The 24,968-nt window shown below is 61.9% G+C and carries 30 protein-coding genes and 1 tRNA gene; 23 read left to right on the top strand and 8 right to left on the bottom strand.

Features of this window, described 5'->3' with window-relative positions:
• Positions 1-68: 68 nt before the first annotated feature.
• From NKI01_RS05555 to NKI01_RS05505, 11 genes are all read left to right on the top strand, one after another.
• Positions 69-647 carry an invasion associated locus B family protein gene (locus NKI01_RS05555; protein WP_352481232.1) on the top strand — a complete coding sequence of 193 codons (579 nt, stop codon included), beginning with the start codon at positions 69-71 and terminating at the stop codon, positions 645-647.
• A 153-nt stretch (positions 648-800) separates the two neighbouring features.
• Positions 801-1,310, top strand: coding sequence for a transcriptional regulator NrdR (gene nrdR / locus NKI01_RS05550; RefSeq protein WP_352481231.1), 510 nt, complete (start codon positions 801-803; stop codon positions 1,308-1,310).
• 2 nt (positions 1,311-1,312) lie between these two features.
• A complete protein-coding gene (gene ribD / locus NKI01_RS05545; protein WP_352640061.1) occupies positions 1,313-2,443 on the top strand; it encodes a bifunctional diaminohydroxyphosphoribosylaminopyrimidine deaminase/5-amino-6-(5-phosphoribosylamino)uracil reductase RibD in 1,131 nt (376 codons plus the stop codon).
• A gap of 30 nt (positions 2,444-2,473) precedes the next feature.
• Entirely contained in the window at positions 2,474-3,091 is a 618-nt protein-coding gene (locus NKI01_RS05540) for a riboflavin synthase (protein WP_023717277.1), read from the top strand.
• Positions 3,092-3,221: 130 nt separating this feature from the next.
• Positions 3,222-3,716, top strand: a complete 495-nt coding sequence (gene ribH / locus NKI01_RS05535) for a 6,7-dimethyl-8-ribityllumazine synthase (RefSeq protein ID WP_023717278.1) — start codon at positions 3,222-3,224, stop codon at positions 3,714-3,716.
• On the top strand, positions 3,713-4,213 hold the full coding sequence (gene nusB, locus NKI01_RS05530) for a transcription antitermination factor NusB (RefSeq protein WP_023717279.1): 501 nt from the start codon (positions 3,713-3,715) through the stop codon (positions 4,211-4,213). Before ribH ends, nusB begins: the two co-directional genes overlap by 4 nt.
• Positions 4,210-5,427, top strand: a complete 1,218-nt coding sequence (locus tag NKI01_RS05525) for an MFS transporter (RefSeq protein ID WP_023717280.1) — start codon at positions 4,210-4,212, stop codon at positions 5,425-5,427. Before nusB ends, NKI01_RS05525 begins: the two co-directional genes overlap by 4 nt.
• 159 nt (positions 5,428-5,586) lie before the next feature.
• On the top strand, positions 5,587-6,498 hold the full coding sequence (gene osmF / locus NKI01_RS05520) for a glycine betaine ABC transporter substrate-binding protein OsmF (protein WP_352481230.1): 912 nt from the start codon (positions 5,587-5,589) through the stop codon (positions 6,496-6,498).
• A gap of 42 nt (positions 6,499-6,540) precedes the next feature.
• Positions 6,541-7,707 carry an ABC transporter permease gene (locus tag NKI01_RS05515; RefSeq protein ID WP_352481229.1) on the top strand — a complete coding sequence of 389 codons (1,167 nt, stop codon included), beginning with the start codon at positions 6,541-6,543 and terminating at the stop codon, positions 7,705-7,707.
• A gap of 5 nt (positions 7,708-7,712) precedes the next feature.
• Positions 7,713-8,651, top strand: coding sequence for an ABC transporter ATP-binding protein (locus tag NKI01_RS05510; RefSeq protein ID WP_352481228.1), 939 nt, complete (start codon positions 7,713-7,715; stop codon positions 8,649-8,651).
• Entirely contained in the window at positions 8,648-9,397 is a 750-nt protein-coding gene (locus NKI01_RS05505; protein WP_352481227.1) for an ABC transporter permease, read from the top strand. The genes NKI01_RS05510 and NKI01_RS05505 overlap by 4 nt, the downstream gene beginning before the upstream one ends.
• Positions 9,398-9,422: 25 nt before the next feature.
• Here the strand turns inward: NKI01_RS05505 and NKI01_RS05500 are convergent, their stop codons facing one another.
• Positions 9,423-9,656 carry a hypothetical protein gene (locus tag NKI01_RS05500; protein ID WP_352481226.1) on the bottom strand — a complete coding sequence of 78 codons (234 nt, stop codon included), beginning with the start codon at positions 9,654-9,656 and terminating at the stop codon, positions 9,423-9,425.
• A gap of 79 nt (positions 9,657-9,735) precedes the next feature.
• Here NKI01_RS05500 and NKI01_RS05495 point away from each other — a divergent pair, with 79 nt between their 5' ends.
• Together NKI01_RS05495 and NKI01_RS05490 are read left to right on the top strand one after the other, a co-directional pair.
• The gene (locus NKI01_RS05495) at positions 9,736-10,236 is read left to right on the top strand and encodes a DUF2165 family protein (RefSeq protein WP_352481225.1); all 501 of its coding nucleotides are present in this window, start codon (positions 9,736-9,738) and stop codon (positions 10,234-10,236) included.
• 254 nt (positions 10,237-10,490) lie between these two features.
• Complete coding sequence (locus NKI01_RS05490; RefSeq protein WP_023717286.1) at positions 10,491-12,632, top strand: sodium-translocating pyrophosphatase; 2,142 nt, start codon at positions 10,491-10,493, stop codon at positions 12,630-12,632.
• Positions 12,633-12,753: 121 nt separating this feature from the next.
• Here the strand turns inward: NKI01_RS05490 and NKI01_RS05485 are convergent, their stop codons facing one another.
• Entirely contained in the window at positions 12,754-13,287 is a 534-nt protein-coding gene (locus NKI01_RS05485; protein ID WP_352962162.1) for an outer membrane protein assembly factor BamE, read from the bottom strand.
• Positions 13,288-13,401: 114 nt separating this feature from the next.
• Between NKI01_RS05485 and NKI01_RS05480 the strand changes: the two genes are divergently transcribed.
• The 7 genes from NKI01_RS05480 (at position 13,402) to NKI01_RS05450 (ending at position 18,331) form a co-directional block, all read left to right on the top strand.
• The gene (locus NKI01_RS05480; protein WP_352962159.1) at positions 13,402-13,959 is read left to right on the top strand and encodes a ubiquinol-cytochrome C chaperone family protein; all 558 of its coding nucleotides are present in this window, start codon (positions 13,402-13,404) and stop codon (positions 13,957-13,959) included.
• Positions 13,960-13,981: 22 nt separating this feature from the next.
• Entirely contained in the window at positions 13,982-14,530 is a 549-nt protein-coding gene (locus NKI01_RS05475; protein WP_023717289.1) for a YceD family protein, read from the top strand.
• Between the two features lie 123 nt (positions 14,531-14,653).
• Positions 14,654-15,724 (top strand): phosphate acyltransferase PlsX, encoded by a 1,071-nt coding sequence (plsX, locus tag NKI01_RS05470; protein WP_352481224.1) that lies wholly within the window; start codon positions 14,654-14,656, stop codon positions 15,722-15,724.
• 9 nt (positions 15,725-15,733) lie between these two features.
• The gene (locus tag NKI01_RS05465; protein ID WP_023717291.1) at positions 15,734-16,705 is read left to right on the top strand and encodes a beta-ketoacyl-ACP synthase III; all 972 of its coding nucleotides are present in this window, start codon (positions 15,734-15,736) and stop codon (positions 16,703-16,705) included.
• A gap of 104 nt (positions 16,706-16,809) precedes the next feature.
• A complete protein-coding gene (locus tag NKI01_RS05460) occupies positions 16,810-17,133 on the top strand; it encodes an integration host factor subunit alpha (protein WP_023717292.1) in 324 nt (107 codons plus the stop codon).
• A 247-nt stretch (positions 17,134-17,380) separates the two neighbouring features.
• A complete protein-coding gene (locus tag NKI01_RS05455) occupies positions 17,381-17,923 on the top strand; it encodes a MerR family transcriptional regulator (RefSeq protein WP_023717293.1) in 543 nt (180 codons plus the stop codon).
• Between the two features lie 75 nt (positions 17,924-17,998).
• The gene (locus tag NKI01_RS05450; protein ID WP_352815971.1) at positions 17,999-18,331 is read left to right on the top strand and encodes a hypothetical protein; all 333 of its coding nucleotides are present in this window, start codon (positions 17,999-18,001) and stop codon (positions 18,329-18,331) included.
• A gap of 121 nt (positions 18,332-18,452) precedes the next feature.
• On the opposite strand, the gene NKI01_RS05445 is transcribed toward NKI01_RS05450, so the two are convergent.
• Positions 18,453-18,644, bottom strand: coding sequence for a hypothetical protein (locus NKI01_RS05445; protein ID WP_023717295.1), 192 nt, complete (start codon positions 18,642-18,644; stop codon positions 18,453-18,455).
• Positions 18,645-18,961: 317 nt separating this feature from the next.
• On the opposite strand from NKI01_RS05445, the gene NKI01_RS05440 reads away from it, so the two are divergent.
• On the top strand, positions 18,962-19,240 hold the full coding sequence (locus NKI01_RS05440) for a helix-turn-helix domain-containing protein (RefSeq protein WP_023674515.1): 279 nt from the start codon (positions 18,962-18,964) through the stop codon (positions 19,238-19,240).
• A 119-nt stretch (positions 19,241-19,359) separates the two neighbouring features.
• Positions 19,360-19,818, top strand: a complete 459-nt coding sequence (locus NKI01_RS05435) for a YbaK/EbsC family protein (RefSeq protein WP_023717299.1) — start codon at positions 19,360-19,362, stop codon at positions 19,816-19,818.
• A gap of 38 nt (positions 19,819-19,856) precedes the next feature.
• Here the strand turns inward: NKI01_RS05435 and NKI01_RS05430 are convergent, their stop codons facing one another.
• On the bottom strand, positions 19,857-20,051 hold the full coding sequence (locus NKI01_RS05430; protein ID WP_023717300.1) for a hypothetical protein: 195 nt from the start codon (positions 20,049-20,051) through the stop codon (positions 19,857-19,859).
• A 153-nt stretch (positions 20,052-20,204) separates the two neighbouring features.
• Positions 20,205-20,438, bottom strand: coding sequence for a hypothetical protein (locus NKI01_RS05425; protein WP_031193496.1), 234 nt, complete (start codon positions 20,436-20,438; stop codon positions 20,205-20,207).
• Between the two features lie 499 nt (positions 20,439-20,937).
• Between NKI01_RS05425 and NKI01_RS05420 the strand changes: the two genes are divergently transcribed.
• Positions 20,938-21,237, top strand: coding sequence for a DUF1236 domain-containing protein (locus NKI01_RS05420; protein WP_023717301.1), 300 nt, complete (start codon positions 20,938-20,940; stop codon positions 21,235-21,237).
• A 713-nt stretch (positions 21,238-21,950) separates the two neighbouring features.
• On the opposite strand, the gene NKI01_RS05415 is transcribed toward NKI01_RS05420, so the two are convergent.
• From NKI01_RS05415 to NKI01_RS05405, 3 genes are all read right to left on the bottom strand, one after another.
• Positions 21,951-22,027 (bottom strand) — tRNA-Pro (locus tag NKI01_RS05415).
• The gene (locus tag NKI01_RS05410; RefSeq protein ID WP_352640065.1) at positions 22,018-23,352 is read right to left on the bottom strand and encodes an O-antigen ligase family protein; all 1,335 of its coding nucleotides are present in this window, start codon (positions 23,350-23,352) and stop codon (positions 22,018-22,020) included. The genes NKI01_RS05415 and NKI01_RS05410 overlap by 10 nt, the downstream gene beginning before the upstream one ends.
• Positions 23,349-24,884, bottom strand: coding sequence for an undecaprenyl-phosphate glucose phosphotransferase (locus NKI01_RS05405; protein WP_352481219.1), 1,536 nt, complete (start codon positions 24,882-24,884; stop codon positions 23,349-23,351). Before NKI01_RS05405 ends, NKI01_RS05410 begins: the two co-directional genes overlap by 4 nt.
• Positions 24,885-24,968 lie beyond the last annotated feature (84 nt).

The following is a 24,968-nucleotide window of genomic DNA, read 5'->3' as shown; positions in this document are numbered from 1 at the left end:
CCGACGCTAGTGACCTCCATGTGCGGGACAGTCCCGGTGCGACAGCAAGGCACCTGCGGAGAAGCTCAATGATGCCAACTTTCCGTTTCGCCGGCTTTGGTGCCTTGCTGGCATCGGCTATCTTGCAGCTGTCCGGCCTCGCCTTGGCACAGACCGAGCCGACCCCGGCAGCACCCAAGACAGAGACCTTCGGCAGGTGGTCCACCACGGTGGACGAGGTCAACACCGGTGAGGATGTGCGCAAGACCTGCGCCGCCTCGACGGTCTTTTTCGACGCAAACGGCACCAGCGGCACCCTTACGCTAGCCATCTCGAATGGCGACGTACTGCCGCCCGAGGGCTATCCGAGCCTCATCATCGCCGTGAGAAACGGTGACTTGCCTAAGGGCGACAACATCCCGGCGGTGTTCCGCGACGTCAACGACAAGATCAAGGCTGGTTTTCATCTTATCGCCGACGGCCAGTGGATAGTGAACAACAAGCCCGAGACAACCCTCGCCATACTGCGTGCCATGCGCCGTACCAGCGCCCTCGATGTCAGCTTCGCCGACAAGCCGGTCGCGACCATATCGATGGACGGCTTCACCAAGGCCTATCGCTATCTCGGCACGTCCTGCGGCTTCCCGACCGGCGACGTCGCTCCCTGATTGGCGGATTGCCGTCCGACTGATTGCCGCTCTCGCAATTTTCCTCGTGCCTCGCTATCTCTGAGACGCGATCGGTCATCGGCCATACTTTGCCATCGTGGCAAAAACCTCTAAGCCTTTCGCTCCACGAGAATCGCGAACCGAAGGCTCTCCATGCGCTGTCCCTACTGCCAGTCCGAAGATACGCAGGTGAAGGATTCGCGCCCCGCCGAAGACGGCGCGGCGATCCGCAGGCGGCGCGTCTGCCCGGATTGCGGCGGCCGCTTCACCACTTTCGAGCGCGTCCAATTGCGCGATCTTGTCGTGGTGAAGAAGTCGGGACGCAAGGTGCCGTTCGACCGCGACAAGCTGCTGCGCTCGGTCGAGATTGCGGTACGCAAGCGTAACGTCGACCCGGAGCGCATCGACCGCGCGGTGACCGGCATAGTGCGCCAGCTGGAAAGCTCGGGCGAGACCGAGGTCGCCTCCGGCGAAGTCGGCCGGCTGGTCATGGAGGCGCTTAAGTCGCTCGACGATGTCGCCTATGTGCGCTTTGCCTCCGTTTACCGCAATTTCCGCGAGGCCAAGGATTTCCACGACGTGTTGGGCGAGCTCAAAGGCGACGAGCTCAAAAGTGACGAGCCCAGGGGCGGAGAGCTGAAGAGCGAAGAGGACGCCGGCTGAGCATGGCAGGGTCCGAGCGCAGCACGGCGAAGCAAGAGGTCCTCGATCGCCGCTATATGGCGGCAGCCCTCAGGCTGTCGCGCAAAAATGCCGGCCGGACGTCGACCAATCCTTCCGTCGGCACGCTCATCGTACGCGATGACGGCGACGGGCCAATGATCGTCGGCAGCGGCGTCACGGCCGTCGGCGGCCGGCCGCATGCCGAAACCGAGGCGCTGGCCGAAGCCGGTGAGCTGGCGCAAGGCGCCACCGCCTATGTAACGCTGGAGCCTTGCGCCCATCACGGCCGCACGCCGCCTTGCGCCAATGCGCTGGTCAGCGCCGGCGTGGCGCGGGTGGTTGGCGCTGCCAGCGATCCGGACCCGCGTGTTTCCGGCAAGGGCTACGCCATCTTGCGTGCCGCGGGCGTCGAGGTGATGGAAAAAGTGCTGGCGGCCGAGGCCGCGGAGCAGATGGCCGGCTATTTGATTCGATCTCTGAAAAAACGCCCGGAAGTGATTCTGAAGCTTGCGCTTTCGAGCGACAATAAGATCGGCGTGAAAGGCGAGGGGCAGGTCTCCATTACCGGCGATATCGCGCGGCGCGAAGTCTATCTGATGCGCGCCGAAGCGGACGGCATATTGATCGGCATCGGCACCGCGCTGGAGGACGATCCGGCGCTGACGGTGCGGCTGCCGGGACTTGAGAACCGTTCGCCGGCGCGCATCGTGCTCGACCGCCAGATCAGGCTGCCGGAGACCTCGAAGCTGGTTTCCGGCGTCGACCGGGTCCCGCTCTATGTCGCCGCGTGTGCCGAGGCCGATCCACGTCGGCGGGCCGCGCTCGAACGCACCGGAGTGCGCTTCATCGGCACTGAGACGTATGAAGGCGATATTGCGCTGCCGGAACTGCTCGAGGATCTGGCGGCGCTGGGCATGGCGAGCGTGCTGGTCGAGGGCGGCGCCAAGGTGGCCAAGGCGTTCCTCGACGAACAACTCGTCGATCGCATCGTGCTGTTTCAGGGGCCGGATGCGATCGGCGAGGACGGCATTGCATCGCCGATAGATGCCAACCATATCCCGCCGGGATTTCGCAAATTGCGCGACATGCGTTTCGGCGAAGACACATATGCCGAATGGACAAGAGACATTTAGGACCGAACTGATGTTCACTGGGCCAAAGTAATGTTCACTGGAATCGTCACCGATGTCGGCACCGTCGCCGCCGTGAAGCCGCTCAGGGAAGGCGTCGGTTTGCGCATCGACACCGCCTACGATCCGCAGACCATTGCCATTGGCGCTTCAATTTCGTGCGGCGGCGTCTGCCTGACGGTAACGGGATTGCCGGAAGACGGCGCGAACGCACGCTGGTTCGAAGTCGAGGCCTGGGAAGAAGCACTCAGGCTGACGACCGCGATGGGCTGGAAAACCGGCGCGCGCATCAACCTGGAGCGGGCGCTGAAGATCGGCGACGAGCTTGGCGGCCATATCGTGTCAGGCCATGTCGACGGAATGGCCGAGATCGTGGCCCGCAAGGAAGAGGGTGACGCCGTTCGCTTTACCCTGGAAGCACCGCGCGAGCTTGCCAAATTCATCGCCCCCAAGGGTTCCGTCGCGCTCGACGGCACTTCGCTCACCGTCAACAAGGTCGAAGGCACCCGCTTCGACGTGCTATTGATCCACCACTCGCTGACGGTCACCACCTGGGGCGAACGCCAGGTCGGCGACCGCGTCAACCTCGAGATCGACACCATGGCCCGCTACGCGGCGCGACTGGTGGAGGCGGCCAAAGAGGGACTTTGAGGCGATCGCCCATAAAGTCCATTCCCTGATGCGGCCGCCACCGGGTTGGCCTTGAACGTTCCTTCAGCAATCTTCCGCTTGCGATCAAACCGGCTTCGGCCTAAGTCACCGGCGATCCCCGGAGACATCTATGGCTGGCACATCCCAACACGGCAAAGCGTTCATCCGTCCGAAGAAGAAGGCCCACCTTCTTGTCATCGAGGCGCGCTTTCACGACGACCTTGCGGACGCGTTGCTCGAAGGCGCGACCAGCGCGCTCGACGAAGCGGGCGCGACATACGATGTCGTCACCGTTCCGGGCTCGCTCGAAATCCCGGCGGTGATTTCCTTCGCGCTCGACGGTGCTTCCGAAGGCGGGACGAGCTATGACGGTTTCGTCGCCCTCGGCACGGTGGTCCGCGGCGACACCTATCATTTCGATATCGTCGCCAATGAATCCAGCCGTGCCCTGATGGACCTGTCCGTGCAGGATTCAGTCTGCATCGGCAATGGCATCCTGACCACCGAAAACGACGAACAGGCCTGGACACGGGCCAGGCGCTCCGAAGGCGACAAGGGCGGCTTTGCGGCGCGTGCGGCGCTGACTATGATCGCCCTAAAGGAACAACTGGGAGAGCGAACGTGAGCGAACCCGCTTCGCCCGGCCAGCCTGCGGTTCGCCATGCCAACAAGCGCGGTGCTGCCCGCCTGGCGGCTGTGCAGGCGCTCTACCAGATGGATGTCGCCGGCAGCGGCGTGTTTGAGATCACCGCCGAATACGAGGCGTTCAGGCTCGGCAAGGAAGTCGACGGCGCGCTCTATCGCGAGGCCGATGCGCAATGGTTTCGCGCCATTCTTGCCGGCGTTGTCGAGCACCAGAAGACCATCGATCCGATTATCCGCCAGGCGCTGACCGAGGACTGGCCGCTGTCGAGGCTCGATTCGACGTTGCGCGCCATATTGCGTGCCGGCGTCTACGAATTGATGAAACGCGAGGACGTGCCGGTGGCGGTCATCGTCTCCGAATATGTCGACATCGCCAAGGCATTTTACGAAGAAGACGAGCCGAAACTGGTCAATGCGGTGCTTGATCGCGTGTCGCGCCGCGTGCGTGGCGAGGGCCGCGGCAAGGACGCCTCATGACTGCTATCGTCGTCGTTGAGGCCGGCAAGGAAGCGCGTCGCACCGCTTTCATCCTCGCAGCCTCGCAGGCGATCATCGGTTCGGCGGCACCCATCGCCATTTCCATGGGCGGACTGGCCGGGCAGTACCTCCTCGAAGCCGACAAGTCGCTGGCAACCGCGCCGATCACCGGCTTCAATGTCGGCGTGGCGCTCGGTTCCCTGCCGGCCGCGGCGATCATCCGCCGGCTCGGCCAGCGCGACGGCTTCATGACCGGCACTGCGGTCACAGCGCTTGGCGGGCTGGTCGCTACGTTGGCGCTGTTTCATGCCAGCTTCTGGCTGTTCGCTTTCGGCCTTGCCGTGATCGGGATCGGCGGTGCCTTTGTCCAGCAATTCCGCTTTGCCGCCGCCGACAATGCTCCGCCTGAATTCAAGGCGCGCGCCATCTCCTTCGTGCTGGCCGGCGGCATCGTCACCGCCATACTTGGGCCGCAGATCGTCATTTTCACCGGCGACCTGTTCTCGCCGGTGAAGTTTGCCGGCTCGTTTGCGTCCATCCTGGTGCTGGCGGCGGTTGGCGCCGCCATCCTCTCTTTATTGCGCATCCCAGCCAAGGCAACCGAGAAGGTGGAAATCGCCGACAGCGACGCCCGGCCGCTCTTAGAAATCGTCACCAGGCCGCGCTTCGTCGCGGCGCTGTTTTGCGCCATCGGCAGCTACGCGCTGATGAGCTTCGTCATGACCGGCGCGCCACTGGCCATGGTCGGCTGCGGCCTTTCGACCGACGACGCCACGCTCGGCATTTCCTGGCATGTGATGGCGATGTTCGCGCCGAGCTTCTTCACGGGGTCGCTGATTTATCGTTTTGGCGCGGAGCGGATCGTGGCCATCGGCCTGGTGCTGCTCATTGGCTGCGGTATAGTCGCGCTGTCGGGGTTGGCACTGTGGCAGTTCTGGACAACGCTGATCCTGCTCGGCCTCGGCTGGAACTTCAGCTTCATCGGCGCCACCGCCATGGTGGCTGACAGCTACCAGCCATCCGAAAAAGGCAAGGTCCAGGGGTTCCACGATTTCGTCCTGTTCGGCTCCGTCGCCTTCGCCTCGCTGATGTCGGGCGCAGTCTACAATGCCTGGGGCTGGGAGATGCTGAACTGGATGATTTTTCCGGTCGTCGCGCTGTGCTTCGTGGCACTGGGCGTGTTGAAGATGACGGGCTTGCGTGCGGCCAGCTGACGCCACGCTGTCGGGACGAGACAACAGCGGATTCACCCAAATCCGAACAAAATTATTGCGTCCATCACCCTTCTTATGAAACCGTGTACCCCGACGGGGCATCGAAGCCATGCTCATATGCGGCAGCCATATTCCGGTTCACAGCAAGGGATTTGTGAGATGTTTTCAATCAAGGTTCTGGCCGGCACCGTGCTGGCGCTCGGCATCACGGTGGCCTCGGCGAGTGCCCAGGTGGTGGTGTCGTCGAAGATCGACACCGAGGGCGGCGTGCTCGGCAACATCATCCAGCTGGTGCTGAACGCCAATAATATCCAGACCACCGACCGCATCCAACTCGGCGGCACGCCTGTGGTACGCAAGGCAATTACGGCCGGCGAGATCGACATCTATCCGGAATACACCGGCAACGCCGCATTCTTCTTCGAGAAGGCCGACGATCCGGTGTGGAAGGATGCCGCTAAGGCCTACGAGACTGCCAAGAAGCTCGATTACGACGCCAACAAGATCGTCTGGCTGTCCCCGTCACCGGCTAACAACACCTGGGCGATCGCCCTGCGTAAGGAGGTCGCCGATACCAACAAGCTCGTCACCCTTTCCGACTTCGGCAAATATGTCTCGGGCGGCGGCAAGGTGGTGCTGGCGGCGTCCGCCGAGTTCGTCAATTCGGCGGCCGCGCTGCCCGCTTTCCAGAAGACCTATGGCTTTACGCTGAAGCCGGACCAGTTGATCACGCTGTCGGGCGGCGATACGGCGGCGACCATTGCCGCTGCGGCCAACCAGACCAACGGCGCCAACGCGGCCATGGTCTACGGCACCGACGGCGGCATCGCGCCCTCCGGCCTCGTCGTGCTTGAGGACGACAAGGGTGTGCAGCCGGTCTACCAGCCGGCGCCGATCATCCGCGAGGCGGTGCTGAAGGAGCACCCGGAAATCGAGACGCTGCTGAAGCCGGTCTTCGCCAAGCTCGATCTCGTCACGCTGCAGGAGTTGAATGGCCGCGTCCAGGTTGGCGGCGAACCGGTCAAGGGCGTCGCCGAAGACTTTTTGAAAAAGAACGGCTTCCTCAAGTAAGGCGATTCCGGCGCGCCGCTTTCGAGGTGCGCGGATCGGCCGATGGGGGAGGGCGTGCGCATCCGGTTTGACAAGCTCGGCGTGGTTATCGCGGCGATATCAGCCTATGCGGCTTTTGCGGCACCATTCGCCACGTTCCGCGCCAATCGCATCGTACCCGGCGAGGCGCGCTCGATCCTCGAATCTTTGCCTGCGGCGGTCGGTGCGCTATTGATGGCGATTGTTGTCGCAGCGGCGCTCATTGCATTGCTGAAAACGCCGCTTGCTCTGCGCCTCGCCGCCAGTGTGGTTGCACTTGCGGCGCTGGCGCTGCTGATCGGCGTTGCCGGCAGCTTCCTGACGACCGCCGGCAACACCTTCGCCCGTATCTCGCCGGCTTCGGGCTTCTGGCTGTTTATCTTCGCCTTCACGCTTCTGCTCGCCGACGTGCTTACAAGGCTGAACCTGTCGCCGCAGGCACGGGTCGGCGTGCTTGTTGTCGCCGCAGCGGCGATCGGCCTGCTGCTGGTCTCGGGGAGCTGGAACAGCCTGTCGATCCTCAAGGAATATTTCAATCGCGCCGATAGTTTTTGGGCGGAAGGCTCCAAGCACGTGACGCTGGCGCTGGGTTCGCTGGCGGCAGCAGTGATTATCGGCCTGCCGCTCGGCATCCTCTGCCACCGCGTCGAGAAATTGCGGGCCGGCGTGCTCAACGTGCTGAACATCATTCAGACCATTCCTTCGATCGCGCTGTTCGGCCTCTTGATAGCACCGCTCGGCTGGGTCGCTTCGCATGTGCCGGGTGCTGCCGCGCTCGGCATTCGCGGCATCGGCACGGCGCCGGCTTTCGTCGCCCTGTTCCTCTATTCACTGCTGCCGGTGGTGGCCAACACCGTGGTCGGCCTTGCCGGTGTGCCGCGTGCCGCCAACGACGCAGCGCGCGGCATGGGCATGACCGACCGCCAGCGGCTGTTCGGCGTCGAGTTTCCGCTGGCTTTCCCGGTGATCCTCACCGGCATTCGCATCGTGCTGGTGCAGAATATCGGCCTCGCCACCATTGCCGCGCTGATCGGCGGCGGCGGCTTTGGCGTATTCGTATTCCAGGGAGTCGGCCAGACGGCGATGGACCTGGTGCTGCTCGGTGCCGTGCCGACGGTGGCGCTGGCCTTCGCCGCCGCCATCATCCTCGATGCAGTGATCGAAATGAGCGCCAGCAAGCGCAGGGTTTAAACGGCATGATCGAGATCGAAGGCATCACCAAGCGCTACGGCGAGACGACAGTGGTCGACGACGTGTCGATAGTAATCGAGCCGCGCAGCATCGCCGTCATCGTCGGCACCTCCGGCTCCGGCAAGACGACGCTGCTTCGCATGATCAACCGGCTGGTCGAGCCGACATCGGGCGTGATCAAGCTCGACGGCGTCGACAACCGCTCGGTGCCTGATTATGAGCTGCGTCGCAGCATCGGCTATGCCATCCAGGGCCACGGTCTGTTTCCGCATCGCACGGTGGCACAGAACATCGCCACTGTGCCGGTATTGCTCGGCTGGGACGCCAACCGCATCAAAGCCCGCGTCGACGAGCTGATGACGCTATATCAGCTCGACCCGCAAGCCTACGGGCCACGCTATCCGCATGAGCTTTCCGGCGGCCAGCAGCAGCGCGTCGGCGTCGCCCGAGCGCTTGCCGCGGAACCCAACGTGCTGTTGATGGATGAGCCGTTCGGCGCGCTCGATCCAATCATCCGCAACAAGGCGCAGGAGGATCTGCTGGCGATCCAGAAGCGCTTCGGCACCACCATCATCCTAGTCACCCATGACATGGAAGAGGCCGTTCACATGGGCGACAAGATCGCGGTGATGGACGGCGGCAAAGTAGTGCAATATGCCGCGCCGGCCGAGATACTGGCGAAACCGGCCAGCGCGTTTGTCGAGACCCTGGTTGGCGCCAGCGAAAAACCGTTCCGGCTGTTATCGCTTGGCCGGGTGCGCGACGCGGTGGAAAAAGGCACGGCCGAAGGCGAGGCGATCCCCGGTGATGCCAGCCAACGCGACGCGTTGGCCGAACTCCTGTGGTCGGGCCGCCCTGCACTGCCGGTGAAAGATACTGATGGCAAATCGCTTGGCCGCGTCACTGTGGATGGACTGGTTAAACGCGCGGCGAGGCCGGCATGAAAGCCTGGCTTCCATCACTGCTCAGGCTTGCCCTGGTGGTGCTGCTTATTGCCTTCGTCACCAATCCCGGCTGGTTCGAACCGCTGCTGAAGCCGCTGACAGAGAACAACGCGCCGGTAATCTACAATCAGGGCAGCCTTTTGACGTTGACGCTGCTGCATCTGCAGACCGTCCTGATCGCAACGGTTGCCGCGACGATCGTTGCGGTCGCGCTCGCCATTCTGGTCACCAGGCCAGCCGGCGCCGAATTCCTGCCGCTGTCGCGCAGCCTGGTCAATATCGGCCAGACCTTTCCGCCGGTGGCGGTGCTGGCGCTTGCCGTGCCGGCCGTCGGCTTCGGCGAAAAGCCGACGCTGATTGCGTTGTTTCTCTATGGCCTGCTGCCGATCTTCGAGAACGCGCTGACCGGCCTGACGACGCTGCCGGCCAATGTCGTCGAGGCGGCGCGTGGCGCCGGCATGACCGGCTGGCAAAGGCTGGTCAAGGTCGAACTGCCGCTCAGCGCGCCGATCATCCTCGGCGGTATCCGGCTGTCGGTGGTGATCAGCCTCGCCACCGCGACCATCGGCTCGACAGTGGCGGCGAGGACATTGGGCGAGGTGATCATCGCCGGCCTGCTGTCGAACAACCTCGCCTTCATCCTGCAGGGCGGCCTGATCGTCGCCGCCCTTGCCGTGCTGATCTATGACGGGCTGTCGGCGATCGAGCGCTACACGGGCCGGCGCATGGGGCGCGAGGTGGAGTAGCCCCTCGGGGCAAAGTTCGCTTCTTTCAAAGGCCACTCGAACGCGCCGGATGATCGAGCGTCAGTTCGAGCGTGGTGCCCGTCTCGCTGGCGATCCAGCGGCGGCGGATGATGGCGAAATCGTGCTGTGTGCCGGCTCTAACCACAGAGACTAAGTCGCCCACCGCGCAATAGCTGTCCAGATCGAGGGTTTCGAGAATCGCGGCAATGTCTTGCTTCCCGGCATAATGTCTCGCGACAGTCGTGAGCACTATGATCACTGGTCCCCCCGTTGCGCGATCTTCGGGACTCGGCGATTGATGAGTGCGATGCCCCGATCTTTCAGCAGGAGTTCTTGCCATGACCGCGCGTTTCTCCAAGATCATCATGTGTTTGTGTCTGGCGGCTTTCGCCTTCCTTGTCGCCTTCGGCAACATCACCGATTACGGCTCAAACTTCGCCTTTGTCCAGCATGTGCTGAGCATGGACACGACCTTTCCTGGCAACGCCCTGATGTACCGCTCGATCACCAACCCGTCGCTGTGGACGGCGGGCTACTGGCTGATCATCATTGGCGAGGCGCTGACCTGCTTGCTCTACCTAGTCGCCGCCTGGCGACTCTGGCAGGCGCGCAACGCCAGCGGACAGGCATTCAACGATGCCAAGAAGTTCGCCATCATAGCCGCCACCATGGGTTTCCTCGTTTGGTATTTCGGCTTCATGGTCGTTGGCGGCGAGTGGTTTGCCATGTGGCAGTCTTCGACATGGAATGGTCAGGAGGCGGCGTTCAAATTCTACATGACAATGCTGGTGGTGCTGATCTTCGTCGTCCAGCCGGACGGCGACCCGCGCAAAGTTTGACGGCCGTTCGCCGATTTCAATCAGATCTAATCGGATGGCAGTGTCGACAGGCGCGCTGCCGTCCAGCCTTTTGGATGAAACCCGGGATCTTTTGAGCGAAAACCGGACAAAAACCGAACAATATCTTGACGTTCCGAGCCCTGTTTCGCATAAGCCGCTGCGAAGGGACGGATTCCGGTTGCGGAAAATTCGTCCCCTGTCTCAACGGCCCGGGGAGGGGTTCTTTTGGGCCACCAATCGAGGAAAATTCGGCAATGACCATACTTTCAGCTGTCATCGCCTGCGGTCTGCTTTCAGTCCTTTACGCCATCTGGGCGACACGTTCGGTCCTCGCGGCCGATCAGGGCAATGCACGCATGCAGGAAATTTCCGCGGCCATCCGCGAAGGCGCGCAAGCCTATCTGGCGCGCCAGTACACCACCATCGCCATCGTCGGCGTCGTGGTCCTGCTGCTCGCCTGGTGGCTGCTTTCGATCACCGCCGCCATCGGCTTCCTGATCGGCGCCGTTCTATCGGGCGCCGCTGGCTTCATCGGTATGCACGTCTCGGTGCGCGCCAATGTGCGCACCGCGCAGGCGGCGTCCAACAGCCTCGCTGCCGGCCTCGAGATCGCCTTCAAGTCGGGCGCCATCACTGGCATGCTGGTTGCTGGCCTGGCCCTGCTTGGCGTATCGATCTATTACCTGATCCTCACCCAGTTCATGGGCCTTCAGCCCGATGACCGTGTCGTCATCGACTCGTTGGTTTCGCTTGGCTTCGGCGCCTCGCTGATTTCGATCTTCGCTCGTCTCGGCGGCGGCATCTTCACCAAGGGCGCCGACGTCGGCGGCGATCTCGTCGGCAAGGTTGAAGCCGGCATTCCCGAAGACGATCCACGCAATCCGGCCACCATCGCCGACAATGTCGGCGACAATGTCGGCGATTGCGCCGGCATGGCCGCCGATCTGTTCGAGACCTATGCGGTGACCGTGGTCGCCACCATGGTCCTTGCCGCCATCTTTTTCGGTGGCACCGCCGTTCTCGGCGCGACCATGCTCTATCCGCTGGCCATCTGCGGCGCCTGCATTCTCACCTCGATCGCCGGCACCTTCTTCGTCAAGCTCGGTTCCAGCGGCTCGATCATGGGCGCTCTCTACAAGGGCCTGATCGTCACCGGCCTGCTGTCAATTGTCGGCCTTGCCGTCGCCACTTCGGCATGCATCGGCTGGGGTGAGATCGGCACCGTCGCCGGCATGGCCATCACCGGCACGAACCTGTTCATCTGCGGCCTGGTCGGCCTTGTGGTGACAGGCCTCATCGTGGTGATCACCGAATATTATACCGGCACCAACAAGCGTCCGGTGAACTCCATCGCCCAGGCCTCGGTCACCGGTCACGGCACCAACGTCATCCAGGGCCTGGCGGTCTCGCTCGAAGCGACGGCGTTGCCGGCGATCGTCATCGTCGGCGGCATCATCTCGACATACCAGCTCGCCGGCCTCTACGGCACGGCGATCGCGGTGACGACGATGCTTGGCCTCGCCGGCATGATCGTCGCGCTCGATGCCTTCGGCCCAGTCACCGACAATGCCGGCGGCATTGCCGAAATGGCCGGCCTGCCCAAGGAAGTGCGCCAGTCCACCGACGCGCTCGACGCTGTCGGCAACACCACCAAAGCGGTAACCAAGGGCTACGCCATCGGGTCGGCCGGCCTCGGCGCGCTGGTGCTGTTTGCGGCCTACTCTAACGACCTGAAGTTCTTTGCCGCCAATAGCGACAAATACCCCTACTTCCAGGGCATGGGCGACGTCTCCTTCGACCTCTCCAATCCTTATGTCGTCGCCGGCCTGATCTTCGGCGGCCTGATCCCGTATCTGTTCGGCGGCATCGCCATGACCGCCGTCGGCCGCGCCGCCGGTGCTATCGTCGAGGAGGTGCGCAAGCAGTTCCGCGAGGATCCGGGCATCATGGCCGGCACCTCGAAGCCGAACTATGCGCGCGCCGTCGACCTTCTGACCAAGGCAGCGATCCGGGAGATGATCGTTCCATCACTGCTGCCGGTGCTGGCGCCGCTGGTGGTCTATTTCGGTGTCCTCCTGATCTCCGGTTCGAAGGCATCCGCCTTTGCCGCGCTCGGCGCCTCGCTGCTCGGCGTCATCGTCAACGGCCTTTTCGTTGCCATCTCGATGACCTCCGGCGGCGGTGCCTGGGACAACGCCAAGAAGTCGTTCGAAGATGGTTTCGTCGACAAGGACGGCCTCAAGCACCTCAAGGGCTCCGAAGCACACAAGGCCTCTGTGACCGGCGACACGGTCGGCGATCCCTATAAGGATACTGCTGGGCCGGCGGTCAACCCGGCGATCAAGATCACGAACATCGTCGCGCTGCTGCTATTGGCCGTGCTCGCGCACGGCTAAGCTCGGTCGCCACGGCTCAAGACAAAAACCCGCGGGATCGCTCCCGCGGGTTTTCATTGCCTGAGATGTGCCGCCGCTTACAGGGAAGCGAAAAGAAAAGAAGCCGACACCGTCGAGTGGATCAGGTGCCGCCGAGCGTACCGCCGCCGCTGGCGCCCGGAACACCAGGCGTCAGCTTGCTGGCGCCACTGATGATCTGGCTGAGGAAGTTCTGGTCCTTGCCGCCGGTCGGCGTGGTGCGCGAGATGAAGTCGAACACCTTGCCGTCCTTAAGGCCGTAATTGGCGATCTGGGTGACGCGCCCGTCATCGCCAAAATAGACCGCCAGCACATGCTGGTCGACTAGCCGCGGCTTGTCGAAGGCGACATAGCGCTTGCGCGTCTGCGAAATGTAATAAAAGGCCTCGTTGTCGAAGGTCGCCTTCGTCGAGGGAGTGCCGAGCGCCAGCAGCACCTGTTCGCGGCTCGAGCCGACCGGCACCAGGTCGATCGCCTGCTGGTCGATGACGTAGCCCTGCGTCAGCGTCTCGCTCGGATTGAGATCGCCGATCATCTTGGACGAATTGCAGGCGGAAAGCGCCGCAGCGATCACCAGCAGCGAAACCGCACCGGCGGGCCTAGGCAGGAAAGTCGACTTGAATTTCAGCGCGCGCAACTACAACTCCATAAGCTGGCCGCAACTTGCGCTGGGCCGCAAAACCGGTAAACCAGCTTGCTTGCCGATGCAACAAGGCCACTTCAACAAACGGTCCCGGGAGACCACCCTCAAATGTTCCAGCGCCTCTTTGGCCGCGAACGTCACGCCAACCGCGCCATCACCGAGGCGCTTTACGCACAAATCGTGGCGGCGGCGCGGCAACCGGTGTTTTATTCCGCCTGGAACGTGCCGGACACGCCGCTCGGCCGCTTCGAGATGCTGTCGTTGCACATGTTCCTGTTCCAGCACCGGTTGCGCGGCGCGGGCGGTGCTGCGGCAGAGGTTGCGCAGGTGCTGATCGACGAGTTCTTCATGGATGTCGAACATTCGTTGCGGGAATTGGGCATTGGCGACGTCGGCGTGCCGAAGCGAATGCGGAAACTGGCGAAGATGTTCTATGGCCGTACCGCCGCCTATGACGATGCGCTGAAACGAAATGACCATGATGCGCTTGCCGCCGCCCTTTCCCGCAATGTCAGGCCGGATGCCGGCGCCTGGCCGCAAGCGTCGCAACTGGCACTCTATGCCGCCGATGCATCAAGGCAACTCACGCAACAGCCGACCGAATCGATCGTTTCCGGCACGGTGGCATTTCCAGTGGCCAACTCTGAGCGAAGGCAGGCCGAATGAAGGCGGCGAAGTGGAGGCGAAGATGAAACATCCTGATACCCACAGCCCAGTGTCATTCCTGGCAAATGTCGCCCGGATGCCGCAAAAAGGGCTGCCGGTGGTGATCGATGCCGACGCCGGGCAGCGCGCCATACTGGCCGTCGAGCATGAGCTGCTTTCGGTCGAGAACTATCGCGCCGAACTTCTGATCGAGCCGTGGAAGCGCAATGGGGTGAAAGTCAGCGGCCATGTCGAGGCCGATATAACGCAGGCCTGCATCGTCACTCTCGACCCGGTCGAGGCGCATATCGACGAGCCGGTCGAGGCGCTGTTCCTGCCGGAACAATCCAAGCTCGGGCGGCAAGGTTTCGACGGTGGCGGTGAGATCCTGCTCGACGCCGAAGGGCCGGACAGCCCGGAAACCTTTTCCGGCGACGCGATCGACGTCGGGGCGCTTGCCGAACAGTTCTTTGGCTTGGCGATCGATCCCTATCCGCGCAAGCCGGGTGTGTCGCTGGAGGCCGCCGGCGATGCCGAGCCTGTGGAGAATGAATTCCAGCAAAAGCTCAGATCACTGCTGGGAAAATCCTGATGGCTGACCCAATTTGAGAAAAGTTGGTTGTGCGGCAGCCCAAAACCGTTATTTTCGCCGAACCTTCGCGAGCCCCGTACCTTGGCAAGCCCGCTGGCCAAGCAACCGTGAGATGAACACCGCGTGATCAGGATTTCCATCGATGCCATGGGCGGCGATCACGGGCCAAGCGTGGTCATCCCGGCGCTCATGACTGTCGCCACCCGCCGTCCGGACATACGCTTCGTCATCTATGGGCGCGAAGAAGCGGTAAGGCCTGAACTCGCCAAATTCCCCAAGCTAGCGGAGGTGAGCGAGTTCATCCACTGCGAGATCGCAGTCCGGATGGACGACAAGCCGAGCCAGGCACTGCGCCATGGCCGCTGGAAGTCATCGATGTGGAAAGCCGTCGAAGCGGTCAAGGCAGGCACGGCGGACGCCTGCATCTCGGCTGGCAATACCGGCGCACTGATGGCGATGTCCAGATTCTGCCTTCGCACCATGGCGACCATCGACCGCCCGGCGATTGCGGCGCTCTGGCCGACATTGCGCGGCGAAAGCGTGGTGCTGGACGTCGGCGCAACCATCGGTGCGGATGCGCATCAACTGGTTGATTTTGCCATTCTGGGTACCGGCATGGCGCGCTCGGTTTTCGGCATCGAACGGCCGAGCGTCGGCCTGCTCAATGTCGGCGTCGAGGAGATCAAGGGTCAGGAGGAGGTCAAGGAAGCAGGCCGTATGCTGCGCGAGGCCAACATGGCCTCGATGAACTACCATGGCTTTGTCGAGGGTGACGACATCGGCAAGGGCAGTGTCGACGTCGTCGTTACCGAAGGATTTGCCGGCAATATCGCGCTCAAGACGGCGGAAGGCACGGTCAGGCAGATCGCCGGCTACCTGCGCGCCGCGATGAACCGGACACTGATGGCCAGGATCGGCTATATCTTCGCCAAGACCGCCTTCGATCGCCTGCGCGAGAAGATGGATGTCGGCCGCTCCAATGGCGGCGTCTTCCTGGGATTGAACGGCATCGTGGTGAAAAGCCATGGCGGGGCTGATTCGGATGGCTTCGCTGCGGCGATCGAGCTCGGCTACGACATGGTGCGCAACAATCTGCTTGACCGCATCGAGGCCGATCTCGACCTGTTCCATGCCCGCAATCCGAATGCCCAGACAATCCGGAAATCCGACGTCGTCATCGACGCAAAGGAATAGGAAAGAGCATTGATCAGATCAGTCGTGCGCGGCACGGGCGCCGCGCTGCCCCGCCGCATTATGAAGAATGCCGATTTTGAAGGCATGGTCGAGACCTCGGACGAATGGATCGTCCAGCGTACCGGTATTCGCCAGCGCCACATTGCGGCCGACGACGAGACGACGGCCTCTCTGGGTGAGGCGGCAGCGCGGGCAGCCCTCGACAGCGCCGGCCTGACGGCTGACGACATCGACCTGATCGTGTTGGCGACCTCGACGCCCAACAACACCTTTCCCGCGACCGCAGTCGAGATCCAGAACCGGCTCGGCATGCACCACGGTTTTGCCTTCGACCTGCAGGCGGTCTGCTCGGGTTTTGTCTATGCGGTGACGACCGCCGACCTCTATATCCGCGGCGGCTTGGCCAGACGGGTGCTGGTGATCGGCTCGGAAACGTTTTCGCGCATTCTCGACTGGAACGACCGCTCGACCTGCGTTTTGTTCGGCGACGGCGCCGGCGCGATAGTGCTGGAAGCAGGCACGGGGGCAGGCGGCATCGCCGACCGAGGCGTTCTGGCGGCCAGCCTGCGCTCCGACGGCATCCACAAGGACAAGCTTTTTGTCGACGGTGGGCCGTCGACTACCGGAACGGTCGGGCACCTCAGGATGGAAGGCCGCGAAGTGTTCAAGCATGCGGTCGGCATGATCACCGACGTCATCGAGGCGACGTTCGCACAGGCCGGCATCAGCGCCGCTGATCTCGACTGGTTCGTGCCGCATCAAGCCAATAAACGAATTATTGATGCTTCGGCCAAAAAGCTCGGGATAGAGGAGCGGAAGGTGGTGGTGACCGTCGATTTGCACGGTAACACATCGGCTGCTTCCGTGCCGCTGGCACTATCCGCGGCCGTCGCCGACGGCCGCATCAAAAAGGGTGACCTGGTGCTGCTTGAGGCGATGGGCGGCGGCTTCACCTGGGGCGCCGTCCTGCTGCGTTGGTAAGTGCCGAACTAACGGGTTCGGGTCCTTGACCTTGACGGATCAATTACTTAGGTTCTGCCGTTGCTTGTATCGATTTTATTTTTTGAGCTGATGGGACGGTTCGTATGGGGGGAAAGACACTTACGCGCGCCGACCTCGCCGAAGCCGTTTACCGCAAGGTTGGGCTGTCGCGTACTGAATCGGCCGAGCTTGTCGAGGCGGTGCTGAATGAGATCTGCGAGGCGATCGTTCGCGGTGAGACGGTGAAACTGTCGTCCTTCGCGACCTTCCATGTCCGTTCCAAGAACGAACGCATCGGGCGCAATCCCAAGACCGGTGAGGAAGTGCCGATCCTGCCGCGCCGGGTGATGACCTTCAAGTCATCGAACGTGCTGAAGAACCGCATCCTGCGCTCCCATCAAAACAGCAAGGCCAAGGGCAGCAAGTAGATTCCCGATCTCCCTTGCCGAGAATCCATGCTTCAGGCTTCGGTTGAAAAACGAAGCCTGCTTTTACGCCGGGCTTGAATATTGTTTCATAAACCGCTGAAATAAGATGCGATTCGGCAGGCCGGATCGGTATTTGGGTGTGATCCGCCCCGGTGGACGGAAAAGCTGCTCTCTTTGTTTTACCGTGATGTTGCCCAAAAACCGGTCCCCGCCTTTCGCGATCATGCTCTAGCGTGAGGATTCGCCCATGGACAAGAGCCCCGATGCTTTCCGCACCATCAGCGAGGTCGCGGAGGATCTGGATTTGCCGCAGCACGTGCTGCGCTTCTGGGAGACGCGTTTCAACCAGATCAAGCCGATGAAGCGCGGCGGCGGCCGCCGCTACTACCGGCCGCAGGACGTCGAGCTGATCAAGGGCATTCGCCACATGCTCTACGATCAGGGCTATACGATCAAGGGCGTACAGAAGCTGTTGCGCGAGAACGGCAACCAGTTTTTGATCGCCGTCGGCAATGGCGACATGGCGGCGGTCGAGGCGATCTCGCAGCGCCGGCAGGCTGACGCGGTACCGCTGACGCAAGCGGCGCAGCCGCGCGGCCCGGACGACGAGATGCTGGTCGGCCAACCGAGGGTGAAACCCAGCCGTCGTTTTTTCGGCATCGGCAAGACCGACGAGGAAGGCCCGGTTCCACCGGACACGTCAAAACTTTCCCGTGACAATCGCGCATTGCTGCAGGAGGCGCTGTTCGACCTGCTGGAATGCAAGCGCCTGCTCGATCAGGTTCGCTAGAGCCCGCCGGGACTGACCGGAACGGTCTTCAGGGTCATGCGTTAGGCTTCCTTCTGCAGATGAAGGAACCACGTCATGGCATCGCTTTCGAGCATCTCCGAGACCGATCTGAACAAGCAGGTCGCCGCCCTGACCAGGGAACTGGCCACTTTGAAGAAAGCCGTGTTGAAGCGGGGCGGCGCCTATTACGAAGACGGTCGCGATACTGCGTCGGACTATTATTCGGATATCGCCGAGCGTCTCGGCGACACCTTGCCGGCAATCAGAAGGCAAGGTCGGGCGATCGAGAAGACCGCCCGTGATCACCCGGCGACGGCGGCCGCTGTCGGGCTGGTTCTGGTCGGGCTGGTCGCCAGTCTCTTCCTCGGTGGCCGGCAGCAAAAAGCGCCGCGAGCGCGTTCAAGGTAGAGGAAATGCGGTGGTCAGCGGGACCGCCGCCATTTCGTCGACGCGGCAAACCCGGCAAGCTGGCCGCCCTTGATCAAAGACCAAGAACGCCTGCTTGCCGGCTGTCTGTCCCAAGGCGTTTTCAGTACTTCTTCGCCACGACCTTCTTGTGATGATGGCGATAGTGGTGGACGCGGTGATGGTAGTGATGGCGGTGATGCTTCTTGACGGTGGTGTGCATCGTCGCTGCACTCGCGCTGCTCGCGCCGATGATCGGCATCGAAAGGGCAAGTGCGATTGCAAGTCCAAGGGCGGAGAGAAGAGACTTCTTCATGACATCGTTTCCTTTTTGCGCAGGGCGAATTTGAGCGTCACCGATTCAGGTCGGTGACTCGAGCACTGCGGTCAGGACTATCGCCTTGGAGTTTTTCGGCAGTTTTTCCGGCCTGTAGAATTTTGTTTCCGAACTGTGTCTGCCGACGATCAAGCCAGATATGAGCGCGCCGGCATCCGCCATTCATTCCGGCGTCGGTTCACGATGCCGTGACGCTATCTTTGATGCTTGGCAAATCACCGGCGAGCGGGCATTCTCCCGATCGTCTCAGGCAACAACATGATTTGATCTAACTCTTTCATCCCACGGAGTTGCCAATGCCCCAAATAGCAAAACGCGAACCTTACTCCGAATTGGCGGCGAGCGCGGTTACGCCTGAACGCAGTGCCGTCCGAACCGCCCGGGAAGCCCGTGGATACAGCATCGAAGAGCTGTCCCTGGCGTGCGGGCTGGCAGCCTATGAGATTGCCGACATCGAAAGCGGCAAGGATGCCGATCCTTCGAAACGTCGGCGTATTGCCTCCGCGCTTCAGCTTCCGGAAAGCGCTCTGTTCGACGAAGCCGTGTTGCCTGCGAAAAGGCGGTCCGTGTCGTAGCGGCGTGCCATGCGTTTATTCGACGAGCTCGCCATGGGTTGCCCTGGCGGGCTTCGTTTTTCCGGCCACGTAGCGGACTTGCCGGCCGCCACGGCGACGCGAGACGGAAATCGCCGGAGATGAGCCTCGAATCCGTTCGCGCTTTCTTCGTCGCCCACGCGCCCGAAATCGACGTCATCGTTACGCAAGCCAGCTCGGCGACGGTGCCTCTGGCTGCCGAAGCGCATGGCGTAGCGCCGGCGCAGATTGCCAAGACGATCTGCCTGCGCGCCGGCGACCAGACGATGCTGATCGTGGCCAGCGGCATCTCCAGGCTGGACAATCGCAAATTCAAGGACCGGTTCGGCGGCAAGGCGCGAATGCTGGATGCCGAGCAGGTGCTCGCCGCGACCGGTCATCCCGTCGGTGGGGTGTGCCCGTTCGGCCTACCGGCACCGCTCCCGGTGTACTGCGACGTCTCGCTGCGCGCCTTTGACGAGGTCGTCCCCGCCGCAGGCGCGACGAACGCCGCCGTCCGGCTCAGCCCGCAACGCATGGCCGAACTCGTCGACGCCGAGTGGGTGGATGTCTGCCAGTAGCCCTTTATCCGGGTCGTGGGATCCGGTGAGCGTTACCGCTATTCGGTCTTCTGTGGCTCTTCTTTCTTGATCGTCTGAGCGTCCGCGGCTGTCGACATATCGGCCTTCTCGACGCTCGCTGTCCTCGTCTGCGTGTCGACCGATGCCTGGACCTTTGAATGCGCGGGGCAATCCGCAGAGGCAGCGGATATGGACAGGGTCAGTGCGGCGGCTGTTGCGAGGAATGTCTTCATGATCATTCTCCTCTTTCATTGGATATTCGTTGGGAAGATTAGCCCGTCTGGCACCGACCGCAAAATCACATTTGTTCACGCGCGCCCTTGCGTGCACGGAAGCCTACGCTGGACCAATAATTCAAATGGTTGCGCGGATAGCCGCTTGCCGTATCAAAACCCACTGCCTCCGGCCGGAGGATTTTTGGCGTAAAAAATCTCGCCGCTCAGAGCCAGTCTCAAATCTTCGGCGCTGAGCTGACCACTTTCGAACAAATCCATCACCCTGCGGCCGAGCACTTCTCTGCCTGGATCGCCGTCAGCGAGGCCTAGTTCACGGCATCGGGCATCAAGTGCTTTGGCCAACATGGTCAGCTCGGCAGGACAGGTAGCTCCTTGAAGCGACATTGCATCTCTCCCGAAAAGGCCGAAAGGGCGTGTCATCTTCGAAGCGTCCGCTCGCCCTTACAACTGCGGACGACGGCAATTCAACTAGAGCCAACCTTTTTCGAACTCAACATTCGAACGTATTAAAAACGCCGCCCGCGCTCCAATGGGAGGATCCTGCTACAATACGGTATGGCCGTCCGTATAGCGGTTGTCCTAATGCTTCTTTTCGCCTTCGCCTACGGTTTCGCAAAACTCGTGGAACATTATGGCAGCGTTGGCGACAGGCCCTCTCCGTGTGAAGAATTGCCCTATCCTGATTGTCCTGACCCAAAAGCTCCTCCCCGGGAAGAAACTAAGCCTTGAGCAGGTGCTTGTTTGTAGGCGGCCTCATGGCCATGGCACCGGAGTTCGCCCACCGCCAGCGGAACAACAAGTCTTTCGGCTCGTTTAGGTAAGTAGCCCCGCACGGAAGCATCAAGCACCGTAGCGGAAGGTTGCCTCGCTGGAGGATTGCTATATGGGAAAGCAACTTTTATCTGCTGCGACAGGAATCTTTCTTTTCGTAGGTATCGGAACCGCCGCTGCTCAGGACGTCATCATTCAGCCTGAGCAAGACACGGTGATCCGGGAGTATGTAAAGAAGAAGCCGGTAGCATCCCTGAGCCTTCCCGGTGTTGAGCTCAACATTGGCACCGCTCTGCCCGACACAGTCGAGCTTTACGAAGTGCCGGACGTTCAGTACCGCTATGTAGTCGTCGAGGGACGAACCGTCCTGGTTGATCCAGGTACCCGCAAAATTGTTAAGATCTACGATTGATTTTCTGCCTGAAGCCCGCCGTGCCGAAAAAGCGGCGGGCTTGTTTGCGTTCAGCCGCCAATCGCGGTAGCGGACGATGCGCTCGCGTCCTCACGGAAACCGGCGGGGTGAGTTGCCACGTTTCGTTCCCAGGCCGCCAGCATCCAGGTTGGGTTCTTCATGCTTGCTGCCATTGATCCTTCCGGCATTCCCGCAAGCAACGAGGGCCGGGCACGTTGCGCTTGCTCGACTTTCCTGACCCCGTCGCTGCCGCCCTGAAAAAGTTTCAGGCCAAGCCGGCCGCCGGCGTTGAACCAGTTCGTTCCAACCGCCGGTTGGTGGACGCGCTACCGCTCATGCGCCTAATGTCGACTTGATCCGCGCGCACCTGGCAAGCCCGCCCACCCGAGTCCCCCGCCTGGTGCAACAGCGCTTGATCGGCCCCGCCGTACTTCATGTGCGGCGGGTTTTTATTTACTCGATGGAACAACCCGGCCGGCGCGACGGTTCATCTCAACGCAGCAAGTCCCTCCTCATAAGAATTGCTGCCAGATCGGGTTGCACCGATCTGCCCGCGTCCTTCTCCCGGAAGGCGCGAGCTTTTTGCATGCTGGTTTGGGCTATTCCACATTGACCTGGCGAGCGAAGCCCTTGGTCGAAATCGTGTTGCGCTGGCTGCAATGCGGCTATTCTGTATGGCCAGTTGGGGGAACTGGCTAAGCCTTTGGATTTAATGGTCGGAGTGGCCGGATTCGAACCGACGACCCCTTGACCCCCAGTCAAGTGCGCTACCGGGCTGCGCTACACTCCGGACCGGTCGCGATGTATCGTGATAGACTGGGTCCGGTCAACCGAATTCGGCTGCTGTCCGGCCTGAAGCAACAGCAACGGAGGTTGCGGGCGCCGCGCCGCCCGCAACTGCCACTGATGGCGGTATTCCAGCGCGATGGCGCCCCAGATCAGGCCGAGCAGCAGGTAGACATGCCGCCAGTGGTCGATGTCGATGAAGGTGCCGAGCCCGATATTGCCGATGAAGGCGACATAGGCGCATAGTAGATAAGGCTGCCAGGGCCGGTCGCGCAGCAGAATGAGGAAGCCGGCGGCGATCGTCCAGCACGTCAGCGTCAGGAACGACACGAAGCCGAGCCACCCGTAATCCATCAGCATCTTCAGCCAGATGTCGTGCGTGTCCTCGCCGAACATCTTGCCGAATACGAGCGGGCCGATGCCGAACGGATGCTCCAGCGCCATCTGAAAGCCGATCGTGTAGCGGGCGAAGCGGCCGAGGCGGGCGGTGTCGTAGCTTTGTTCGAGTTGCGCGCGATTCGAGAACATCTCCGCCACGCCAGGCAGTTGCAGGATGACGATCATCGCAATGACCAGCAGTCCGACGGCGGCGATGGTCATGACGACGACGCGCAGCCGGAATTTGCCGCTGGCGCTCTGCAGGAACAAGGCCCCGGTCAGCAGGATCGCCGAAACGGCGAACATGCCCCAGGCGCCGCGCGAAAAAGAAAAGAAGATGCCGGCGGTGATGATCAGCAGCGGCACCGCCAATAGAGGCATGCGCGCGATCGAGCCGGTAAGCAGCAGATAGAGCAGGTAGATGCCCGGCAGCACCAGGAACGGCCCGAACACGTTCGGGTCCTGGAAGGCGCCGGCGGCACGGTCGTATTTGGTGAAGATCTCCGCTCCTGGAAAGGCATGGAAATAGCCGGCTATGCCGACCAGCGAAGTCAGCACTGCCGACACGACATAAGCGACGAAGATCACGCGGTAGAGACTGGGCTGGACGGCCGTTACGGAAGCGAAGAAAACCGCAGTGAGGGTCAGGAACAGCGAGACGGCGAGATAGAGCGGCGTGGCGGCGAGGTCCGGCATCTGCGTCATCGAGATCATTCCGCCGATGTTCATGATCATCAGCAGCACCAGAAGTGGCACCGCCGCGCGCTGTATGCGCATGCCGAACAAGGGCCACACCACGATCAGCCCGATCATATAGAGGTCGTATGGCGCCGGCTCGGCAATAACGAAACCGGACAGGAAGACGCCGAGGAAAACTGCCCCTGACGCAATCAGCGCAATGAGCTTGGCGTTGACCGCCGCCGCCGGCAATTCGTAGGCCGTCGCGCTCAATACGCATTTTCCGTGTTGAGCAGGCGGATCGGCGTCAGGAACAGGATTCTCAGGTCGAACAACAGCGACCAGTTCTCGATGTAATAGAGGTCGTATTCCGTGCGCATGCGGATCTTCTCGTTGGTGTCCATCTCGCCGCGCCAGCCATTTATCTGAGCCCAGCCGGTCACGCCGGGCTTGACCTTGTGTCGGGCGAAATAGCCGTCGACCACCTCATTGTAGAGAAGGTTGTGCGACTGCGCGGCAATGGCGTGCGGGCGCGGCCCGACCAGCGACAGCGAACCGAACAGCGAATTGAAGAACTGCGGCAATTCGTCGATCGAGGTCTTGCGGATGAAGCGGCCGACGCGGGTGACGCGCGGATCGTTCTTGGTCACGGTCTGCTTCGCCGTCGGGTCCGCCTTGTCGGTGTACATCGAACGGAACTTATAGACGTCGATGATTTCGTTGTTGAAGCCGTGCCGCTTCTGGTGGAACAGCACCGGGCCCTTGCTGTCGAGTTTGATCGCGATCGCGGTCGCCAGCATCACCGGCGAGAACACGATGATGCCGATGATCGAAAAGACGATGTCAAAGGCGCGTTTCGCGACCGAATCCCAGTCGTTGATAGGCTTGTCGAAGATATCGAGCATCGGCACCGAGCCGATGTAGGAATAGGCGCGCGGCCTGAACTGCAGCGCATTCGAATGCGCCGACAGCCGGATGTCGACCGGCAGCACCCACAGCTTCTTCAACAGTTGCAGCACGCGCGATTCGGCGGTCAGCGGCAGCGAAACGATCAGCATGTCGATGCGTGCGATGCGGGCAAATTCAATGAGCTCGGAAATCGTGCCGAGCTTGGGATAGCCGGCGACAACCGGCGGCGAACGCTTGTCACCACGATCGTCGAAGATGCCGCAGATGCGGATGTCGTTGTAGGGCTGCTTTTCGACCGAGCGGATCAGCACCTCCGCCGCCTTGCCGCCGCCGACGATGACGGCGCGGCGCTCCATCCGCCCGTCGCGCGCCCAGCGCCGGATCAGCTTCGACATCACCAGCCGGAGACCCAGGATCAGCACGAAGCCAATAACGAACCACGTGCCGAAGAGCAGGCGCGAATAGTCTTCCGACATTTTCATGGTGAAGGCGGTGAGCGCCATCAAGGCGAAGGTTCCAGCCCAGACCAGTAGGAGGCGGCCGAAATTGGCGATCGGCCGCATCAGCGCGACGATCTGGTAGCAGTCGGTGACGTCGAGCAAAACGACCGCGAGGAACGAGGTGGCGGCGATCGTCAGCGAGTATTGCCAGGCAAGATAGCTGAAAAAGCCGACATAGTAGAAATAGACGGCAAGACCCGACACCAACAGCAGCGCGAATTCCGCCATGCGCAGGACGCCGCTGACCATGATCGGCGACATCGTATCGCGCCGGTATTGCGAGGCGACCTGGCGGGCAACGTCGTTCATGCCGCCGGCCGTGTTGTTCTCGGCAGGGGCGTCGAATTTGCGCACCGCGTCTAGCGAAAAACGGCGCGCGGGGTCGATTTCGTTCATGGGGCGTCCGTAGGTTTCCCTCAGGTGAATAGCAAAAGAGAGCTAAGAAACCCTTGAAACAACAGATGGCTTTGGAGACGCTTT

The organism is Mesorhizobium sp. M0815, from assembly GCF_040319995.1.
Taxonomy (GTDB): domain Bacteria; phylum Pseudomonadota; class Alphaproteobacteria; order Rhizobiales; family Rhizobiaceae; genus Mesorhizobium.
This window is presented reverse-complemented; position numbering and strand designations above follow the sequence as displayed.

Coding starts and splice junctions, on each gene's coding strand:
- NKI01_RS05555 (WP_352481232.1), top strand. CDS start 69: ATGATGCCAACTTTCCGTTTCGCCGGCTTTGGTGCCTTGCTGGCATCG.
- nrdR (WP_352481231.1), top strand. CDS start 801: ATGCGCTGTCCCTACTGCCAGTCCGAAGATACGCAGGTGAAGGATTCG.
- ribD (WP_352640061.1), top strand. CDS start 1,313: ATGGCAGGGTCCGAGCGCAGCACGGCGAAGCAAGAGGTCCTCGATCGC.
- NKI01_RS05540 (WP_023717277.1), top strand. CDS start 2,474: ATGTTCACTGGAATCGTCACCGATGTCGGCACCGTCGCCGCCGTGAAG.
- ribH (WP_023717278.1), top strand. CDS start 3,222: ATGGCTGGCACATCCCAACACGGCAAAGCGTTCATCCGTCCGAAGAAG.
- NKI01_RS05525 (WP_023717280.1), top strand. CDS start 4,210: ATGACTGCTATCGTCGTCGTTGAGGCCGGCAAGGAAGCGCGTCGCACC.
- osmF (WP_352481230.1), top strand. CDS start 5,587: ATGTTTTCAATCAAGGTTCTGGCCGGCACCGTGCTGGCGCTCGGCATC.
- NKI01_RS05515 (WP_352481229.1), top strand. CDS start 6,541: ATGGGGGAGGGCGTGCGCATCCGGTTTGACAAGCTCGGCGTGGTTATC.
- NKI01_RS05510 (WP_352481228.1), top strand. CDS start 7,713: ATGATCGAGATCGAAGGCATCACCAAGCGCTACGGCGAGACGACAGTG.
- NKI01_RS05505 (WP_352481227.1), top strand. CDS start 8,648: ATGAAAGCCTGGCTTCCATCACTGCTCAGGCTTGCCCTGGTGGTGCTG.
- NKI01_RS05495 (WP_352481225.1), top strand. CDS start 9,736: ATGACCGCGCGTTTCTCCAAGATCATCATGTGTTTGTGTCTGGCGGCT.
- NKI01_RS05490 (WP_023717286.1), top strand. CDS start 10,491: ATGACCATACTTTCAGCTGTCATCGCCTGCGGTCTGCTTTCAGTCCTT.
- NKI01_RS05480 (WP_352962159.1), top strand. CDS start 13,402: ATGTTCCAGCGCCTCTTTGGCCGCGAACGTCACGCCAACCGCGCCATC.
- NKI01_RS05475 (WP_023717289.1), top strand. CDS start 13,982: ATGAAACATCCTGATACCCACAGCCCAGTGTCATTCCTGGCAAATGTC.
- NKI01_RS05460 (WP_023717292.1), top strand. CDS start 16,810: ATGGGGGGAAAGACACTTACGCGCGCCGACCTCGCCGAAGCCGTTTAC.
- NKI01_RS05455 (WP_023717293.1), top strand. CDS start 17,381: ATGGACAAGAGCCCCGATGCTTTCCGCACCATCAGCGAGGTCGCGGAG.
- NKI01_RS05450 (WP_352815971.1), top strand. CDS start 17,999: ATGGCATCGCTTTCGAGCATCTCCGAGACCGATCTGAACAAGCAGGTC.
- NKI01_RS05445 (WP_023717295.1), bottom strand. CDS start 18,644: ATGAAGAAGTCTCTTCTCTCCGCCCTTGGACTTGCAATCGCACTTGCC.
- NKI01_RS05440 (WP_023674515.1), top strand. CDS start 18,962: ATGCCCCAAATAGCAAAACGCGAACCTTACTCCGAATTGGCGGCGAGC.
- NKI01_RS05435 (WP_023717299.1), top strand. CDS start 19,360: ATGAGCCTCGAATCCGTTCGCGCTTTCTTCGTCGCCCACGCGCCCGAA.
- NKI01_RS05430 (WP_023717300.1), bottom strand. CDS start 20,051: ATGAAGACATTCCTCGCAACAGCCGCCGCACTGACCCTGTCCATATCC.
- NKI01_RS05425 (WP_031193496.1), bottom strand. CDS start 20,438: ATGTCGCTTCAAGGAGCTACCTGTCCTGCCGAGCTGACCATGTTGGCC.
- NKI01_RS05420 (WP_023717301.1), top strand. CDS start 20,938: ATGGGAAAGCAACTTTTATCTGCTGCGACAGGAATCTTTCTTTTCGTA.
- NKI01_RS05405 (WP_352481219.1), bottom strand. CDS start 24,884: ATGAACGAAATCGACCCCGCGCGCCGTTTTTCGCTAGACGCGGTGCGC.